The organism is Klebsiella sp. 141153 (assembly GCF_032601995.1).
GTDB lineage: Bacteria > Pseudomonadota > Gammaproteobacteria > Enterobacterales > Enterobacteriaceae > Klebsiella > Klebsiella aerogenes.
Map to the genome: position 1 here is coordinate 80537 of NZ_JAQIRJ010000001.1, position 18712 is coordinate 99248.

At 55.9% G+C, this 18712-nt stretch carries 16 protein-coding genes; 7 read left to right on the plus strand and 9 right to left on the minus strand.

From position 1 onward, the window contains the following. Window positions 1-65: 65 nt before the first annotated feature. Together PGS10_RS00425 and manA are read right to left on the minus strand one after the other, a co-directional pair. A complete protein-coding gene (locus PGS10_RS00425) occupies window positions 66-1559 on the minus strand; it encodes a YdgA family protein (RefSeq protein WP_047042826.1) in 1494 nt (497 codons plus the stop codon). A gap of 97 nt (window positions 1560-1656) precedes the next feature. After that, window positions 1657-2835, minus strand: coding sequence for a mannose-6-phosphate isomerase (gene manA / locus PGS10_RS00430; RefSeq protein ID WP_047042830.1), 1179 nt, complete (start codon window positions 2833-2835; stop codon window positions 1657-1659). Between the two features lie 196 nt (window positions 2836-3031). On the opposite strand from manA, the gene fumA reads away from it, so the two are divergent. Beyond that, window positions 3032-4678: a class I fumarate hydratase FumA gene (gene fumA, locus PGS10_RS00435; protein ID WP_032714392.1), complete on the plus strand. Its 1647-nt coding sequence runs from the start codon at window positions 3032-3034 to the stop codon at window positions 4676-4678. A 144-nt stretch (window positions 4679-4822) separates the two neighbouring features. Continuing rightward, window positions 4823-6223 carry a class II fumarate hydratase gene (gene fumC / locus PGS10_RS00440; RefSeq protein WP_213797294.1) on the plus strand — a complete coding sequence of 467 codons (1401 nt, stop codon included), beginning with the start codon at window positions 4823-4825 and terminating at the stop codon, window positions 6221-6223. Here fumC and tus read toward each other — a convergent pair. Both tus and rstB read right to left on the minus strand, forming a co-directional pair. After that, a complete protein-coding gene (tus, locus tag PGS10_RS00445) occupies window positions 6213-7145 on the minus strand; it encodes a DNA replication terminus site-binding protein (protein ID WP_047077715.1) in 933 nt (310 codons plus the stop codon). The genes fumC and tus overlap by 11 nt on opposite strands. A gap of 73 nt (window positions 7146-7218) precedes the next feature. After that, window positions 7219-8520, minus strand: a complete 1302-nt coding sequence (gene rstB / locus PGS10_RS00450; RefSeq protein WP_015705253.1) for a two-component system sensor histidine kinase RstB — start codon at window positions 8518-8520, stop codon at window positions 7219-7221. Window positions 8521-8710: 190 nt separating this feature from the next. On the opposite strand from rstB, the gene PGS10_RS00455 reads away from it, so the two are divergent. After that, entirely contained in the window at window positions 8711-9292 is a 582-nt protein-coding gene (locus tag PGS10_RS00455; protein ID WP_316422204.1) for a hypothetical protein, read from the plus strand. Between the two features lie 6 nt (window positions 9293-9298). Here PGS10_RS00455 and rstA read toward each other — a convergent pair whose 3' ends face one another. After that, on the minus strand, window positions 9299-10015 hold the full coding sequence (gene rstA / locus PGS10_RS00460) for a two-component system response regulator RstA (RefSeq protein WP_015366827.1): 717 nt from the start codon (window positions 10013-10015) through the stop codon (window positions 9299-9301). 124 nt (window positions 10016-10139) lie between these two features. Here rstA and PGS10_RS00465 point away from each other — a divergent pair, with 124 nt between their 5' ends. Next, on the plus strand, window positions 10140-10475 hold the full coding sequence (locus PGS10_RS00465) for a GlpM family protein (protein WP_015366825.1): 336 nt from the start codon (window positions 10140-10142) through the stop codon (window positions 10473-10475). Here the strand turns inward: PGS10_RS00465 and folM are convergent. The 3 genes from folM to ydgH form a co-directional block, all read right to left on the minus strand. Further along, window positions 10472-11194, minus strand: coding sequence for a dihydromonapterin reductase (gene folM / locus PGS10_RS00470; RefSeq protein ID WP_045392402.1), 723 nt, complete (start codon window positions 11192-11194; stop codon window positions 10472-10474). The two genes, PGS10_RS00465 and folM, sit on opposite strands and share 4 nt — an antisense overlap. A gap of 37 nt (window positions 11195-11231) precedes the next feature. Then, window positions 11232-12614, minus strand: coding sequence for an amino acid permease (locus PGS10_RS00475; protein WP_015366823.1), 1383 nt, complete (start codon window positions 12612-12614; stop codon window positions 11232-11234). Between the two features lie 177 nt (window positions 12615-12791). Next, window positions 12792-13742: a DUF1471 family protein YdgH gene (gene ydgH, locus PGS10_RS00480; protein WP_032711543.1), complete on the minus strand. Its 951-nt coding sequence runs from the start codon at window positions 13740-13742 to the stop codon at window positions 12792-12794. 519 nt (window positions 13743-14261) lie between these two features. Here ydgH and pntA point away from each other — a divergent pair. The 3 genes from pntA to PGS10_RS00500 all read left to right on the plus strand — a co-directional run bounded on the left by pntA (window position 14262) and on the right by PGS10_RS00500 (window position 17510). Continuing rightward, the gene (gene pntA / locus PGS10_RS00490; protein ID WP_289576436.1) at window positions 14262-15791 is read left to right on the plus strand and encodes a Re/Si-specific NAD(P)(+) transhydrogenase subunit alpha; all 1530 of its coding nucleotides are present in this window, start codon (window positions 14262-14264) and stop codon (window positions 15789-15791) included. Between the two features lie 10 nt (window positions 15792-15801). Then, a complete protein-coding gene (pntB, locus tag PGS10_RS00495) occupies window positions 15802-17190 on the plus strand; it encodes a Re/Si-specific NAD(P)(+) transhydrogenase subunit beta (protein WP_020078971.1) in 1389 nt (462 codons plus the stop codon). A 131-nt stretch (window positions 17191-17321) separates the two neighbouring features. After that, window positions 17322-17510, plus strand: coding sequence for a YdiH family protein (locus PGS10_RS00500; RefSeq protein ID WP_045392396.1), 189 nt, complete (start codon window positions 17322-17324; stop codon window positions 17508-17510). 136 nt (window positions 17511-17646) lie between these two features. Here the strand turns inward: PGS10_RS00500 and uspE are convergent, their stop codons facing one another. Next, window positions 17647-18597: a universal stress protein UspE gene (gene uspE, locus PGS10_RS00505; RefSeq protein ID WP_316422206.1), complete on the minus strand. Its 951-nt coding sequence runs from the start codon at window positions 18595-18597 to the stop codon at window positions 17647-17649. Window positions 18598-18712 lie beyond the last annotated feature (115 nt).

The window sequence follows — 18712 nt, forward strand, 5'->3', positions numbered from 1 at the left end:
AGGTGGTTCCCGGGCTGCGGCTTACGCCTTGCCCGGGCAACCTGATTGCAGCCCGGTATGTGTTTTTACTGCTGCGGTTCGGCGGTGGGGAGCGTCAGGCCGAACATGGCGGCGAAATCAGCCAGCGGCATTTTCTGCCCGTTTAGCGTGACCTGGCCGTCGGCGTACTGCAGGCTGGAGGTAATCGCGTTATCTTCCATCGTGGTCAGACGGAACATCTGGCCCATCGCCGCCAGCCCTTTAACCTGCTGATCGGCAAGTTTTGCCGCATCCTCCGGCTGATAGCCTTCCAGCCCGGCAATCTGCGTCATCAGAGCGGTGGCCATATCCACCGGGATCACCAGCTTGCCGTCCAGCGATTTCACGCTGCGGTCCAGTTCATCGGCGACGGTCTGCGGCGCGACGGTCGTTTGCGCCGGATCCTGCATCAGCACCGACAGATTCAGGGTGCTTTCGCCTTTCGCATTTTGCCAGCTCAGCGGGGAAATCGTCAGCGACGGATTACCTTTCAACAGAATCGGCAGCGAGCTAAAGAAGATTTCGCTTAACGCCTGCTGATAGAGTTCCGGATTCTGCGCCAGCTCTGGCTTCGCCATCAGCGCCTGTGCCTGGGCGTTATACTGCTGGCTGAATTGATGCCACGCCTGTCCGTCGAGATTATCCAGCTTAACGGTGAGTTTGCCGCGGCCCATATCCTGGTTTTGCAGTTTCAGGCTGTTAAGGTTGTAATCAAGCTGGCTATTGATACGCTTGCCGTCATCGGAGAGCGTAGAGCGGCCGTCGATATTCATGCCTTCCAGCAGCGCCAGCTCTTTACCTTCAACGCCGATCGCCAGTTTATCAAGCGAGATCTTCTGCTTGCCGATACGCTCCTCAAAAGCGGTCATTTCGGTGGCGCCGTCAGCCTTCAGGTTGCTGAAATTGAGCTGAACTTTCTGGTTGTATTCGTTGACCGCGTTGATCTGCCCGCTGGCCGCTTCGCCGCTCAGGCTGATAGTTTTGCCATCGCGATCGGCATTGAGCTGGAACTGGCCGCCGCTAAAGATAACTTTTTCATTGTCTTTAGCGTAATCCAGCGGGTTAAGGAAGATGGCCGACTGGGTATCGCCGCTGTAGGCAATACGGGTGTCGATGTTGAACGGCGCTTGCCCTTTAGCAATATCGAACAGCGCTTTGCTGGCGTCGTTATTCACCAGTGTGGTGTTGACGGAGGCCATTGCCGGCACGAGGTTAAAAGATTTTAACGAGGCAAGCGGGAAGGGACCATGATCGACCTTCTCGTCAAACACCAGGCTTTGACCGGCGGCCAACAGGCTGTGTTCTTTACCGGCCTGCGGCTTTACCACCAGTTGCAGATGGCTGCTGAATAACCCGCGCTGGTAGTCCTGATAGCTCAGCTCTACGCCCGCTTCCGGCGCGTTGCTCTGCAGTTGGGCATTCGCCTGCTGCACCATTTCGGCAATACGGTTTTCCAGTTGCTTACCGGTAAACCAGGCTCCGCCTGTCCAGACGACTCCGAGCGCGACGATAACTCCCGCGGCGACCAACGTTTTTTTCATAGCATTTGTCCATAAATGAAACCAGGCGGAACATGCCGCCTGGTTGTGTTGTCATGATGGGGGAAGTCTAGCAACTGCGGATTAAAAGTTCAGTAACTTACTTAAGCTTATTGAACACGCGCGCCAGACGACCGTTGCCGCTGACCTGTACCGGCGATTCGTTGCAGGCGATAAACGCCGATTCACCCGGCTGCAGGGTCAGACGCTGCTCGCCTTTACGCAGCGTTGCTTCGCCTTCCACACAGAACAGAATCGCGGCGCTCTCTTGCGCCAGAGAGGCCTCATTAGTGGTCAGATCGTGCAACGAGAAGGCGAAATCATCGACCGGGATTGGGAAATCCAGCTCGCTACCGCGTTGTTCCGGCTGGGTCAGCAGCTCAGCGGCCGGTTTGGCGACAAATTTCACGTTCGCCACCAGTTCCGGAATATCGATGTACTTCGGCGTCAGACCAGCGCGCAGCACGTTATCCGAATTGGCCATTACTTCCAGCGCCACGCCCTGCAGGTAGGCGTGCGGGGTCTCGGCGAACAGGAACATCGCTTCGCCAGGATTCAGTTTCACCACGTTGAGTAGTAGCGGGGAGAAGAGGCCGCTGTCATCCGGGTAGAATTCAGCGATCAGACGAATGGTCTGCCACGGCTCGCCCTGCTGGCGGTCGAGGGCGTTTTGCAGCACGCTGAGCGCATGCGCTTTTTCTTCACCTTTCATATTCAGCAGGCTGGCGAATAGTTGGCTTAAATGCGCGGCATCCGGCTGTTGAATGAATTCGCCAATTGCCGGATGCGCCTCGGCAACCGGCTGCAGCAGCGCGACAATTTCATTAAATTCGCGGAACGCGTTCATAGCGAGGAACGGCGTCAGGGCGAAGACCAGCTCCGGCTTGTGGTTGGGATCTTTATAGTTGCGCTCGGCGGCATCCAGCGGAATACCCGCGGCGTTCTCTTTGGCAAAGCCAATTTCCGACGCGCGTTTATTCGGGTGAACCTGGATGGAGAGCGGCTGGGCGGCGCACAGTACTTTGAACAAGAACGGCAGTTCGCCAAAACGCTCGGCGACGTTAGCGCCGAGGAGGGCATTTTTATCGGCTTCAATGACCTCGCGCAGCGACTGCGGCTGGCCGTCGGCGTTAAGGATCCGCGAGCTGCTTTTCGGGTGTGCGCCCATCCACAGTTCCGCCATCGGCAGGTTGTCCGGATTGGCGATACCGTAAAGGTCGGTTAACGCGGTGTGACTTCCCCATGCATAGTTTTGCACTGAGTTAATGAGCTTCTGCATTCTCAATCCCTGTTTCCACATAAAAATGTTGGCTCTATTAAACCAACAAATCGTCGAGAAGCAACTGCTGAAAGAAAAAGTCGTCCTTGTCTCAGTTTTTGTTAAAAAATTGTGTAAGATTGATCGACTCGCTTTTCTACAGGCAAATGGAGTGTCTGCCTGAAACATAATCAGCCAAGCAGTAAGTGAGAGTACAATGTCGAACAAACCGTTTGTTTATCAGGATCCTTTTCCGCTTAAAAAGGATGACACCGAGTATTATCTCCTCAGCAGTGATTACGTCTCCGTCGCCGAATTCGCCGGCCAGGAAGTTCTGAAGGTTGAACCTCAGGCGCTAACCTTACTGGCCCAACACGCGTTCCACGACGCCTCCTTTATGCTCCGCCCGGCACACCAGCAGCAGGTCGCGGATATCCTCAACGACCCGGAAGCCAGCGAAAACGACAAATACGTCGCGCTGCAATTCCTGCGTAACTCCGATATCGCCGCCAAAGGCATTCTGCCGACCTGTCAGGACACCGGTACCGCGATCATCATGGGGAAAAAGGGACAGCGCGTTTGGACCGGCGGCGGCGATGAAGCCGCGCTGGCGCAGGGCGTGTACAACACCTATATCCAGGACAACCTGCGTTATTCGCAGAACGCGCCGCTGGACATGTATAAAGAGGTCAACACCGGTACCAACCTGCCGGCGCAGATCGATCTTTATGCAACCGATGGCGATGAGTATAAGTTCCTCTGTATCGCCAAGGGCGGCGGCTCCGCGAACAAAACCTATCTGTACCAGGAAACGAAAGCGTTAATCACCCCGGCGAAGCTGAAAAACTACCTCGTCGAGAAGATGCGCACCCTCGGTACCGCAGCCTGTCCGCCTTACCATATCGCCTTTGTTATCGGCGGCACCTCAGCGGAAGCCACGCTGAAGACGGTGAAACTGGCCTCGACCAAATACTACGATGGTCTGCCGACCGAAGGTAACGAACATGGCCAGGCGTTCCGCGATGTGCAGCTGGAGCAAGAGCTGCTGCTGGAAGCGCAGAACCTCGGCCTCGGCGCACAGTTTGGCGGCAAGTACTTCGCCCACGATATCCGCGTGGTCCGCCTGCCGCGTCACGGCGCCTCCTGTCCGGTGGGGATGGGAGTCTCCTGTTCCGCTGACCGTAACATCAAAGCTAAAATCAACCGCGACGGCATTTGGCTGGAGAAACTGGAGAGCAACCCAGGGAAATACATCCCTGAGCACCTGCGCCAGGCCGGCGAAGGCGAAGCCGTGAAGGTGAACCTCAATCAGCCGATGAGCGAGATTCTGGCGCTGCTGTCGCAGTATCCGGTGTCGACGCGTCTGTCGCTGAGCGGCACGATCATCGTGGCCCGCGATATTGCCCATGCCAAGCTAAAAGAGCTTATCGATAATGGCGAAGCGCTGCCGCAGTATGTCAAAGATCACCCGATCTACTACGCAGGCCCGGCGAAGACGCCGGATGGTTACGCTTCCGGTTCTCTGGGTCCGACGACTGCTGGCCGCATGGACTCATATGTCGATCTGCTGCAATCGCACGGTGCGAGTAAAATCATGCTGGCCAAGGGTAACCGCAGCCAGCAGGTGACCGATGCCTGCCACAAACACGGCGGTTTCTATCTCGGTAGTATCGGCGGCCCGGCGGCGGTTCTCGCGCAGCAGAGTATCCGCAGCCTCGAGTGCGTGGCTTATCCGGAGCTGGGAATGGAAGCTATCTGGAAAATCGAAGTGGAAGATTTCCCGGCCTTTATCCTCGTTGATGATAAAGGTAACGACTTCTTCCAGCAGATCCAGACGTCGCAGTGTTCGCGCTGCGTGAAGTGAACGATGCCGCCCTTCGGGGCGGTTTTTGTTTGTGCCGCTTAGCGGCACGAACGACCAAAACAACTAATAAATCTGGTTAATACTTAATCCTTTAAGCAGGTGAGCTTTGTCGCTATGACGCACTTTGAATCCAAGGAGAAAGTAATGACAACGCATCGCAGTGAAAAAGACTCGATGGGCGCCATCGACGTCCCGGCCGATAAACTTTGGGGCGCGCAGACCCAGCGCTCGCTTGAGCATTTCCGTATCTCAACGGAGAAAATGCCTGGTGAACTGATCTACGCGCTGGCGCTGACCAAACGCGCGGCGGCGAAGGTTAACCAGGATCTGGGGCTGCTGGCGGCGGATAAAGCGGGCGCCATCATCGCCGCCGCGGATGAAGTCCTCGCCGGCAAGCATGCGCAGGAGTTTCCGTTGGCTATCTGGCAAACCGGCTCCGGTACCCAAAGCAACATGAATATGAACGAAGTGCTGGCTAACCGTGCGAGCGAGTTGCTTGGCGGCGAGCGCGGCATGGGTCGCAAAATTCATCCCAATGATGACGTCAATAAAAGCCAGAGCTCGAATGATGTTTTTCCAACGGCGATGCACGTCGCGGCGCTAATCGCGCTGCGCGAAAAGCTGATCCCGCAGCTACAGGCGCTGCGGGCCACGCTACAGGAAAAGTCGCTGGCCTTCGGTGACATCGTTAAAATTGGCCGCACCCACCTACAGGACGCTACGCCGCTGACGTTAGGGCAGGAGATCTCCGGTTGGGTCGCGATGCTGGAACATAATCTCCGCCATATTGAACACAGCCTGCCGCATCTCGCAGAGCTGGCGCTGGGCGGTACGGCGGTTGGCACCGGCTTGAATACGCACCCGGAATATGCGGTGCGGGTGGCGGCGGAACTGGCGTCGCTTAGCGGACTGCCGTTCGTCACCGCGCCCAACAAATTTGAAGCGCTGGCCACCGTGGATGCGCTGGTCCACGCCCACGGCGCGCTGAAGGGGCTGGCGGCTTCGCTGATGAAAATCGCCAACGATGTGCGCTGGCTGGCCTCCGGGCCGCGCTGCGGCATAGGTGAAATCGCCATTCCGGAGAACGAACCGGGATCCTCCATTATGCCCGGCAAGGTCAACCCGACGCAGTGCGAAGCGTTGACGATGCTGTGCTGCCAGGTGATGGGTAACGACGTGGCGGTGAATATCGGCGGCGCGTCAGGGAACTTTGAGCTTAACGTCTATCGGCCAATGGTCATCCACAACTTCCTGCAGTCGGTACGCCTGCTGGCGGACGGCATGGAGAGCTTTAATGAGCACTGCGCGGTGGGTATTGAGCCGAACCGCGAGCGAATCAACCAGTTGCTGAATGAGTCGCTGATGCTGGTGACCGCGCTCAATACCCATATCGGCTACGATAAAGCGGCGGAGATCGCCAAAAAAGCGCACCATGAAGGGCTGACGCTGAAAGCCGCGGCGCTGTCGCTTGGTTACCTGACGGAAGCCGAATTCGATAGCTGGGTTCGCCCGCAGGATATGGTTGGCAGCCTCGCTACTCGCTAGCCAGCCATAAATGCAGACGCGGGATCAGTAATCGTAACGACTGTGCCTGCGGCTTGTGGCGGTACTGCACGTTATCAGCATCGTAATTCAAAAGTTCGCCGAGATCCGGCACGCTAACCCCGTGGGTGCCGGAGATTAGCGCAATCAGCGGGCCGGGGCAGGCGTACTGCACCTGCTTCTGCTCGCCGGCATACCACACCCGGGCAATCGGCTGTACCTTGACCGGGCGTTTGATTTTCAATTTTGCCCGCTGCGGCAGGGCGGCGATATCCTGAAATTCCCGTTCCAGCTTGCTTTGCCACTGTTCGCGGGTCCAGGGCGGCACCGCGCGCGGCGATTGCAGGCTCTTCTCTAACTGCATTAATACTTCATCGCGGGTCAGATTTTTAATCACATGCTTATTGGCCCAGCCGAAGCGGATGGTGCTGGGATCGAGCAGCGGCGTCAGAGTACGATAGGCGCTAAGGGTAATCAGGCCGGGCAGGTGGCGGTGAACCCATTCGAAACGCGCGGCGGCCGGCAATCCGGAATCGACGGTCACTATTTTCTCAAACGCCGCTTTCAGCGCGTTAATGGCGCTGATTTTCTCCAGCAGGTCTGCCTGCTGTTGCGTATCAACCGCCAGGCAAATCGCCCCGGGGAGGCGTACCGCCGCCTTGCTGCTGCGGTTTTCCGACTGCTGCTGTATAAACAGATGGCTGTAGTGCCTGAGCGCCATCTCCAGCGCGCTTTGCCCGACGTGCTGGGTGACCTGAATGGTATCCAGCGGCGCGTGCTCCGCCTCTTTACTCACCGCGGGTAATTCGAAAACCCGCGCCGCCAGCAGACGGCAGCGGCTCAGCGACGCTTTGAAGGTTTGTAGTTCGCGCTCAAGCTCACGAAAGGTGTCATTTAAGCGCGCAACGAGGTCGTAGCTTGCCATGATTACCGCCTTAGTTACAACATACTGTTTGAGTATAAACTATACGCAGGCCGTAACGCCTGCGCAAGCTCGGCTAAGCAGAAGTAAAAGCGGGAAGCTGGTGGTAAATAGGCCAGCTGAAAATGAACGCCGCGCCGCCGAGCGAGCTTTCGTCGCAGCGGACTTCACCGGCCATCGCCTGAGCAATACTGTGTACGATAGCCAGCCCCAGGCCGCAGCCGCCGGTGGCGCGATCGCGGCTGGGATCGAGACGGACAAACGGCTCGAATACCCGTTCGCGTTCCTCAAGGGCGATACCCGGGCCATCATCTTCCACTCGCAGCGTCGCCCGTGAACCGGCCAGCGACAGGCTGATATGAATATGTTGATGGCTGTAGCGCAGGGCATTATTGACCAGGTTATCCAGCACGCGCTCCATTAAACGCATATCCAGCGCGCCGTAGTCGCCGGCCGTTAGCTGGCGCAACGCGACTTCACGCTGCGGATTGACCAGTTGAATGTCCTCGACGTGCGCGCGGATCCAGGCCGGGAAATCCGGGGTGGTCAGGTTGAGTTCGTTCTGCGGGCGATCGAGACGAGCGTAGGTCAGTAATTCTTCAATCAGCGCTTCCAGTTGCCCGATATCGCGGTTGAGAGCCTGCGACTCGGCCTCGGTCAGATTTTCGCTCATCTCCAGGCGATAGCGCAGGCGCACCAGCGGCGTGCGTAGTTCATGAGCGATACCGTCAATAAGCTGTTTTTTACTGGCTATCAGGGCGTTGATATTATCCGCCATTTGGTTAAAGGCCACGCCGAGTCGCTCGAAGCTCGACATGCTATCGAAATGGATGCGCTCGCTAAAATGGCCTTCGCCGAAGCGCTGTGCGGCGGTTTCGATACGCAACATATCCTGCCAGTGTGGACGCATCCAGATAAACACCGGGAACGCCAGTGAAATAGCGATAAACGCCATCAGCGCGACGTCCAGCAGGCGCATCTCATGCAAAAAATAAAGATAGGGCACCGGGCCGACTGATAATACGTAATGGCTGCGCGGGATGCGTTGAATGAAGGTGTACTGATCGTCCAGCGCCACGATATCCCCCGCGCGCAGGTGCTGCATCGAGCTTTCCGACAGCTTGAATTTGCTTAACGGTTCAATGTGCAGATCGAAAGAGAGGTTGAGGTCCAGCTCTTTCAGCGTGTTGCTCCAGTCGCGCGGCGGGATCTCACGCAGTTCGCTGCGCATCAGATACAGCGAGCTTTTCATCAGATCGTCCAGCGACTGGCGACCGGCGCGCTCGGCGGTGAATTTATACACCAGGCCGACCAGCATGGTCATGACCAGGAAGCAGACGAACAGCAAAAGGTAAAACTGCACAAACAGTTTTTTCATTAATCATCACCGGTCATTAACTGGGTTATCTCGCGTCAAAAGATTCTACAGGAGAAGGATCCCGCTCGGCAAAGTTCTCACAGAGGCGCCAGGCCAAATGGCCGATGGCCGTATTGTGCCATTTCCCCGGTCTGCCAGACGCCAGCCTCTCTGTTAATTTAAGCGCCCCTTAAATGATGGAGAGCGCCAGATGACTAAGCCCGTGTATTTGCATACTGATAATGATGTTGAGATTTTAAAAACCTTCGATATGGTCCTTAGCCATATGCAGGCGATCGCCGACCCTTATCAGTGGAAGTGGGTGATTACCGGCTGGCACAGCATCCTGCAGAACGCGATGGTGTTGGCGCTGTGTCAGGGCAATGACTTTCAGGTATATCTGGCCGACGGTAAAGCGTCGACTCGAGATATTTTCCTGCAAATTTATAACGACGATTTTTCCAACATCGACAAGCTGCAACTGCCGTCCTTTATGACGCTATACCGTGCGACGAGGGAGAACAGCGCATTCGCACCCAGCGAAGACTGTACGGTGGCGATGGGCAAGCTTCACCAGCTGCGCAATGATTTCATCCACTATCATCCCGGAGGCTGGAGCCTGCAGGTCGATGGTTTACCGCAATGGATTCTGGCGAGCGGCGAACTGCTGGATCATTTCCTCGCCAGCCGTGAGGTCGTGCGCTGGTATGGCGAAGACGATGAAATGGCATTCAGAGAGAAATACGCTGAATTTCAAGACCGACTACACGGCGTGATATCGGTCTATTCCTGACGCCGATTAATTATCCCAGGCGTGCGGAGCGAACAGATAACCTTTGTTGCGCACCGTCTTGATACGGTAGGGCTCGTTGGCGTTGTCGAGCAGCTTTTTACGCAGGCGCGAAATCGCGACATCGACGCTGCGATCCATGCCGTCGTAGCTGACGCCACGGAGATTTTTCAACAGCGCATCGCGATCCATAATCTGCCCGGCATGGGTCGCCAGCTCCCACAGCAGGTCGAAATCGGCGGTGGACAACGCAACGTTGTCGCCACCGAGCAATACCTGACGGTTAACCGGGTCGATCGACAGCGAACCAAAGACAATGGCTTTATGCGGCGTCAGGGTTGCGGGAGCGGGCATCGACGGCGAAGCCACATGCTGGCGCAGATGCAAACGTAACCGGGCCAGCAGCACCGCAGGCGGGGTGGTCTTGAGGATATAATCACTGGCGCCCATCTCCAGCGACAGAATATGGTTCATATCGCTATCGAGCGAGGTCAGCAACACAATCGGACCCTGCCACTGGCTGCGCAGGTCGCGGCACAGCGTCATTCCGTCTTTGCCAGGCAGCATGATATCCAGCAGTACCAGATCGGGTTGTTCACGAGCAATAACCTCTTCGGCCCGGTCGCCGCGCGGTTCAACGACCACGTCCATATCATGCTTTCCCAGATAGGCGGCGATAAGCGCGCCAACTTCGGGCTCATCCTCAACAAAAACGATCTTATTCATATCTTACGCGTATAAATTAAAAAGCTAACATACACCGCCCGCAAATTGCCTGCCATTAATCTTTCATAAACAAATGTTCTTCCGTTATGCTGGGGAAATTGTTGTTCAAATGTTAAGGCATAAAATGGGGCTGTTGATTAAAGCGCTGCTGGGAGCGCTGGTGGTGGTACTGATAGGCGTACTGTCAAAAACCAAAAATTACTATATTGCCGGTTTAATTCCGTTATTTCCGACCTTCGCGCTTATTGCCCACTATATCGTCGCCAGCGAGCGCGGCATTGAAGCGCTGCGCACGACTATCGTCTTCGGCATGTGGTCAATCATCCCGTATTTTATCTACTTACTTTCGTTATGGTACTTCACCGGCGTAATGCGCCTGCCTTACGCGCTGGCAGGCGCGGTGATCTGCTGGAGTCTGGCGGCCTGGCTGCTGATCCTCGGCTGGAGCCGTTTCCACTAGCGCAGCGGTCGGCCGCCGTCGACCGCGAAAGAGCGGCCGGTGACGTAGCAACTGGTGAACAGATAATCGATGAGGTCGATAATCTCTTTTTCACCCGGTGCGATTTTCATCAGCGATTTATCCAGCGCCTGTTTACGGTATTCAGCGTCATCATGCTCGTTAAACATAATCAGCGATGGCGCGATGGCGTTGACCTTCACTTCCGGGGCCAGCTTACGGGCGAAAGAGCGGGTCATATTATCAAGTGCCGCTTTACTGGCGGCATAGGCGATATGCTTATCGCTGCCGCGTTCCACCACGTAGTCGGTAATGTGAATAATATCGCTGGCCGCGTGACCAAAACCGCGCAGTAGGCTCTCCAGCGCGTGGTTAAGCAGATAGGGCGCGTGGACGTGAATTTGCATCATCCGCGATATCACCGTGGATAACGGCACCCCCGGTTTCTCCGCCATCCAATCACTGGCGTTATGAATAATCGCGCGCAGGCCGCTGGTCTGCGCTTTCACCGCTTCCGCGAAGGTAAGAATACCGTCGTCGCTGCTGAAATCGGCCTGCAGACACACCGCGCCGGCGTCGCGCAGGGTGTCAATCGATGGATAATGCTGGCGATAGCTGACGATCACCGGTTGCTGCTGGTTTAAAAAATGGTGTGCCAGAGCGAGGCCGATACGGCGGCCTGCTCCCGTGATCAGGACCGGACGAGGCTGTGCTTCAGCCATGGGTATCTCCTTTCAAGTTCAGCGGTAGGGCAACCGCTTACCCCACCAGCATCCACGTTGCCGGAACGGCGGCAACCAGCAAAAAACCAATTAATGCCATTTCACGGCGTTTGAGCATGCGATCGTGCTGGTGAGTACGGCGGGCGTACAGGAAAACCAGAAGACCCGGAGCGTAAAGTACCACCGACAATAGCAAATGCACAGGACCGGACGCATACAATAACCATAAGCCATAAACGCACGCGCCGACACCCACGGCTTTGTGTAACGGACGTACGGCAATCTTAAGCAGGAAAGCGCCGACGAGGAAATAGGGCACCAGAATCATTTCTGAGGCGATGGTTAGCAGGGTACCGTAGTCGGATCCGGTAAGCCAAATCAGCACCAGACAAATCTGCACGCTGATGTTGGTCAACCACAGCGAGGAAGAGGGGGCGTTATTCTTATTGGTTTTGGCGAACAGGCGTGGGAACGCTTTATGCGTCGCCGCCAGATACGGCACTTCAGCGGCCATAATGGTCCAGCTTAAATAGGCGCCGCAGACGGAGATAATTAATCCCGCGGCGATCACTACCTCGCCCCACGATCCCATCATCTTGACCATCAGGCCAGCCATCGACGGGTTGCGCATTTCAGCCAGTTCCGGGCGGGCGACAACGCCCAGCGACAGCAGGGTGACCAGCAGATAAACCGCCAGCGCCGAGACTACCGCCAGCAGCGTCGCGCGGCCAACGTCGCGCTTATGACGGGCGCGGGCAGAGACCACTACCGCGCCCTCCACGCCGATAAATACCCACAGGGTAATCAGCATGGTGTTTTTCACCTGTTCCCATACCGGTACGCCGAGCGCGATACCGCTGAAGTCGAGACGGAAAGTATCGAGCCGGAACGCGATAGCGGCCAGCGCCACAAACGCGCCGAGCGGCAACAGCTTCGCCAGCGTCGCCACCAGGTTAATGCCTGCCGCGGTCTGTACCCCACGCAGCACCAGAAAATGGACCACCCAGAGCAGCACGGACGCGCCGACGATCGCCTGCCAGGTGTTACCGTCACCAAAAATACGCATCTCCGGCGTATCGGTGAAGAAACTCAGGGCGGAGAAGACGATAACCAGGTAGGAGACGTTGGCAATCACCGCGCACAGCCAGTAGCCCCAGGCGGAACAGAAACCGATCAGTTCGCCAAAACCTTCCCGGGCATAGGTAAATATGCCGCCATCCAGTTCCGGGCGGATACGGGTCAGTAATAGCATGGCGAATGCGAGGAATAGAATCCCGACGCCGGTGATGGCCCAGCCGATAAGCAGAGCGGATGGGCTGGCGACGGCAGCCATGTTTTGCGGCAAACTGAAAACGCCCGCGCCCAGCATGGAGCTGAGTACCAGTGCGGTCAGGGCGCTAAGGCCCAGTTTCTTTTCCATTGTATTCCCGAGGTGGCAACAGTGAATCAAGAATATTTATTTGGCGAAATCGCATAAAAATGGAGGATTACGCTAAGGCGCGGGATTTTACGGAGTGTCTTGTACGCATGCAATGGCGGCGGGCGAAAAAATGCAAAAAGGCGACATCATGTCGCCTTTTTGAGCAGTTGAAACCGATTACTTATACAGGTCGGCGCTAATGGTGATGTTACCGCCACGTTCCTGCCACTGGCGGGTGATGTGGTAGTATTTCGCTCCTTTCTTCGCCGCGCGTTTCGCGGTCTGATAGGAGATTTCCGTCATGTTGCCGTAGTTACCGGTGAATTTGATGCTATCAAACGGCACCATCTGCGCGGCGGTGATTTTGTTCACCTCTTCGACTTTCGTGCCGTCCGGCAAGGTGACAGTGTAACGTCCGCCTTTCGACGATTGGGTTTCGTAGAACAGACCTACGCCGGTACCGGCGCCGACCGCGGCAGAGGAGGCCACGCCTGGGATTTCGACGTTTTTAGCCGCTTCGCCGCCTTTAGCCAGAGCGGCGCGACCGGCTTCGGAATCAGCAGGAATCGCATCCGGGCTCTGCAGTACGCGCTTCTGCGCATCCTTTTTATAAATATAAGCGGTGATGCGCTGGTTGCCGCCCTGGTTGGCGTCAACCTGGCGGACGATGAAGAAGGCATACGCGCCTTTAGCTTTTGCCGCTTTGGCGATGGCGTCGTTGACTTCCGGCTGGCTACGGTAGAAGCCCTGCACGGTTACGGTGTCATACGGCATCAGCGCGACGGCCTGATCTTTCGGCAGTTCCATCACGCCGTTAATAATACGGTTTTTCGGGGTATCCGCCTGCGGGGCGTTTTCTTTATAAAAATCCGCCGTTACGCGCCAGTTGCCGCCGTTGCCGAAATCTGAGGTGTCGACAACATAAAAGGAAGCTGCGCCATCTTTATCCGCCTTGCGGGAAACCGCCTGTACGGCATCGCCAATCGCGTTAAAACGGCCAGTGACGACGACGCGGTCATAGGGCTTCAGCGCTGCCGCTTGCTCCGGAGTCAGCTCGGTCGCTGCATGGGCAGACAACGCGGTGGTAGCCAGAAGAGCAGACGCCAGGAGTGTGTTCTTAAGCTTCATAAAAATAATCCTTTGCCTTGCGCAAACCATGTACTGGTATTGTTGTTGACTGAAAACAGGTGATTATTGCATTTAAACAACGTAACTGTCTGCGTCATTTTTCACTTCCCGCCCGAATCGTTCGTTACAAAAATATAACAAATACTGATATGTTGAAAAAACAGCCCCTTGAACAGCAAAATCGATAATCAATATCACTTTTATAAGTTAACGTAATGTTAATGCAATGATACTGGCGGTAATAAATGGCGAATTAACCGCAAAGGTAAGCGAATTATCAGGTTCTGGCATAAAATTAAGGCAAATATTGCTGCCTGACGCAGTCAGGACTAATTTTTCTCAATAAAATCAAAAATTCTGTTTTAACGATGTAGATCACAATCGGTATTTTCAGTAGGTTATAAAAAGTTTGTTACTGTTTCATTTTCCAGATGAATACCTGTGCGGCGTTTTTGCGCCGCCGCTGGCGCATTTGTGAAAAAAATAAACCATCATCAAAAACCGATGGAAGGGAAAACTATGCGAATTGGGATACCAAAAGAGAGCTTAGCTCAGGAAACCCGGGCCGCTGCGACGCCGAAGACGGTCGAGCAGCTGCTTAAGCTCGGGTTTAGCGTGGCGGTCGAGAGCGGGGCCGGGAAACTGGCGAGCTTCGACGATGAAGCCTTCGAACAGGCGGGCGCGGAAATCGTCAGCGCGGATAACGTCTGGCACTCCGACGTTATCCTCAAGGTTAACGCGCCGAACGATGCGGAAATTGCGAAGCTCAACCCGGGCACCACGCTGGTGAGTTTCATCTGGCCGGCGCAGAATCCGGATCTCATGGAAAAGCTGGCCGCTCGCGGTATCAACGTCATGGCTATGGACTCGGTGCCGCGTATTTCCCGCGCCCAGTCGTTAGATGCGCTGAGTTCGATGGCTAACATCGCCGGTTATCGCGCGATTGTCGAAGCGGCGCACGAATTCGGCCGCTTCTTTACCGGCCAGATCACCGCGGCGGGTAAAGTGCCGCCTGCGAAGGTGATGGTCATCGGCGCAGGCGTCGCCGGCCTCGCAGCGATCGGCGCGGCGAACAGCCTCGGCGCCATCGTCCGCGCCTTCGATACCCGTCCGGAAGTGAAAGAACAGGTGCAGAGTATGGGCGCCGAGTTCCTTGAACTGGACTTCAAAGAAGAAGCGGGCAGCGGTGACGGTTATGCCAAAGTCATGTCTGAAGCCTTTATCAAAGCCGAAATGGCGCTGTTCGCCGCGCAGGCTAAAGATGTCGATATCATTGTTACCACCGCGCTGATCCCGGGTAAACCGGCGCCGAAGCTGATTACCCGCGAAATGGTTGACTCCATGAAGTCGGGCAGCGTCGTCGTCGACCTGGCGTCGCAAAACGGCGGCAACTGCGAATACACCGTGCCGGGCGAAGTCGTGACCACCGCCAACGGCGTGAAAATTATCGGTTATACCGACCTGCCGGGTCGTCTGCCGACGCAATCTTCTCAGCTCTACGGCACTAACCTGGTAAACCTGCTGAAGCTGCTGTGCAAGGAAAAAGACGGCAATATCACCATCGATTTCGACGATGTGGTGGTACGTGGCGTTACCGTGGTCCGCGAGGGCGAAATTACCTGGCCGGCGCCGCCGATTCAGGTATCCGCGCAGCCGCAGGCGACGGCGAAAACCGTCGAAGCGCCAAAAGAAGAGGCCAAACCAGGCTCGCCGTGGCGTAAATACGCGCTGATGGCGCTGGCGATTATCCTCTTTGGCTGGCTGGCGAACGTCGCGCCTAAAGAGTTTCTGGGTCACTTTACCGTCTTCGCGCTCTCCTGCGTAGTCGGCTACTACGTGGTGTGGAACGTGTCGCACGCGCTGCACACGCCGCTCATGTCGGTAACCAACGCCATTTCAGGGATCATTGTCGTTGGGGCATTGCTGCAGATAGGGCACGGCGGCTGGGTCAGCTTCTTGAGCTTTATCGCGGTGCTGATCGCCAGCATTAATATTTTTGGTGGTTTCACCGTCACTCAGCGCATGCTGAAAATGTTCCGCAAAAACTAAGGGGTAGCACATGTCTGGAGGATTAGTTACAGCTGCATACATTGTTGCCGCTATTCTGTTTATCTTTAGCCTTGCGGGGCTGTCAAAGCACGAAACGTCGAAGCAGGGGAACCTGTACGGCATCGCCGGGATGGCGATTGCGCTGATTGCCACCATTTTTGGGCCGGACAGCGGTAACGTCGGCTGGATCATCGTGGCGATGGTTATCGGCGGGGCGATTGGTATCCGTCTGGCGAAGAAAGTCGAAATGACCGAGATGCCGGAGCTGGTGGCGGTGCTACATAGCTTCGTTGGTCTGGCGGCGGTGCTGGTTGGCTTCAACAGCTATCTCGACCACGGACCGGGCCTCGATCAGGTGCTGGCGAATATTCACCTGACCGAAGTATTCCTCGGTATCTTTATCGGCGCCGTAACCTTCACGGGCTCGATCGTTGCCTTTGGTAAGCTGCGCGGCAAAATTTCGTCAAAACCGCTGATGTTGCCGAATCGCCACAAGCTGAACCTGGCGGCGCTGGTCATTTCCTTCCTGCTGCTGGTGGCCTTCGTGCGTACCGACAGCACCGGAACCCAGGTACTGTGCCTGCTGGTGATGACCATTATCGCCCTGGCGTTCGGCTGGCACCTGGTGGCGTCTATCGGCGGCGCGGATATGCCGGTCGTGGTATCGATGCTGAACTCCTACTCCGGTTGGGCGGCGGCGGCGGCGGGCTTCATGCTCAGCAACGACCTGCTGATCGTGACCGGCGCGCTGGTTGGTTCTTCCGGTGCCATCCTCTCCTACATTATGTGTAAGGCGATGAACCGTTCGTTTATCAGCGTTATCGCCGGCGGTTTCGGCACCGATGGCGGCAGTTCCAGCGGCGATGAAGAAGTCGGTGAGCATCGTGAAATCAGCGCCGAAGAGACGGCTGAAATGCTGAAAAACTCGCATTCCGTGATCATCACGCCGGGCTACGGTATGGCGGTGGCGCAGGCGCAGTATCCGGTCGCGGAAATCACCGAGAAGCTGCGCGCACGCGGTATCAAGGTGCGCTTCGGCATCCACCCTGTCGCCGGGCGACTGCCGGGGCATATGAACGTGCTGCTGGCGGAAGCGAAAGTACCTTACGACGTGGTGCTGGAAATGGACGAAATCAACGATGATTTCGCCGATACCGATACCGTACTGGTGATCGGCGCGAACGACACCGTCAACCCGGCGGCGCAGGACGATCCGAAGAGCCCGATCGCCGGTATGCCGGTGCTGGAAGTGTGGAAGGCGCAAAACGTGGTGGTCTTCAAACGTTCGATGAACACCGGCTATGCTGGCGTGCAGAATCCGCTGTTCTTCAAAGAGAACACCCACATGCTGTTTGGCGACGCTAAAGCCAGCGTGGATGCCATTCTGAAAGCGCTGTAATAGCGCAACGCTCTAAGCCGTCTCTGTTGAGACGGCTTTTTTATATAGACAGTGAAACCATGATTTTGCTCATAAAGTGAACGGCGATGGGTGTTATACTATGCCTGTTTTTTAACCACACTGAGGATATTATGGATACCGAGTTAACCCCCACGCAGATGGCCATCGAGTACCTGCGCCGCGACACTTCCGTTATGACCCCCGCGCAGTACCTGAAGAAGCTCAAACTCCTCGAGCTCGAGTTTGCCGATCTGATGTCGCTTTCATCAATGGAGCTGAAAGAAGAGATCGACCTGGCCTGGCGTTTAGGTATCCACTAACGCATTCTGTAAGTATGTTCAATTAGCGTTGATATCCCGGGCCGTATGGCCCTTTTTCTTTTTTAGCGGGCCGACAAAAAAATCCCCCGACGGGCGGGGGATGATTAGATAAAACTTCAGGCCTGATGAGACGCCGTTAGTCGTCGTCTTCATCGTCCAGTTCAACTGGAGTTTGATAGGCCTCCGGTTTCAGTACCAGCAGGTCGCAGCGCAGGTGGTCGATAACCTGTTCCGCGGTATTGCCGAGAAACGCGGCAGAGATGCCGGTGCGGCCAACGGTGCCCAGCACCACAATCCCGGCCTGCAGATGTTCAGCTAAATCAGGGATAACCTCTTCAGGCAGCCCTTTTTCTACGTGGGTGCGACTTTCATCGATGCTGAATTTCTGACGCAGCGCTTTCATTGCCAGCAGATGCTGGCCGCGAATCGCATCGTTATAGATGCTCGGGTCAAAATCAGGTAATTCAATGGCGATGTTAATAGGCGTCACCGGATAGGCGCCAACCAGATGTACTTCGGTATGGTTAACCTGATAGGCGAGGGCGATGGTCTCCCGCACCAGTTTTTCATTAAGGGCGTTGTGATAGTTCTCTTCACTGGCCAGATTAACCGCCACCAGCGCTTTACCGCCTTCCGGCCACGGCTGATCTTTAACCATCCATACCGGGCATGGACATTTGCGCAGCAGGTGCCAGTCGGTCGGGGTGAAGATGACCGCTTCGAGTTTGTCGTGCTGATGGGCCATTTTCAGCAGCAGGTCGTGTTTATCGCTGATGATTTCCTGAATGATGGCTTCAAAGGGGCGGTTGTGCCACACCACTTTGATATCGATTGGCACCCCGGATTCAATGTAAAACTTGGCCTGTTCACGGATCCAGGCGCTGCGTTGGCTAATCACGCCCTGGCGCATCGCCGTCCGCTCGTCGGGCGACAGCAGGGTAGTCATTTCGTAGGAAAAATCATAAATCGGCAAAAAGGCTTTGATGCGTCCACCAATCCGTTGGTGCAGATACACCGCGCGCCGTAATGCAGGCTGGTCGTCCTGGTTAGGGTCGATTACTACCAGCATGTTCTGATACTTCGCCATACAGGGTCTCCTTACAGCTGTAGCTACAGTCAGTATTTAAAAAGATAACCTATATGGATGAATTGAAACAGGGGATGACCCTGGCCAGATCAACAAATTAGAAAAAAATGTCGAT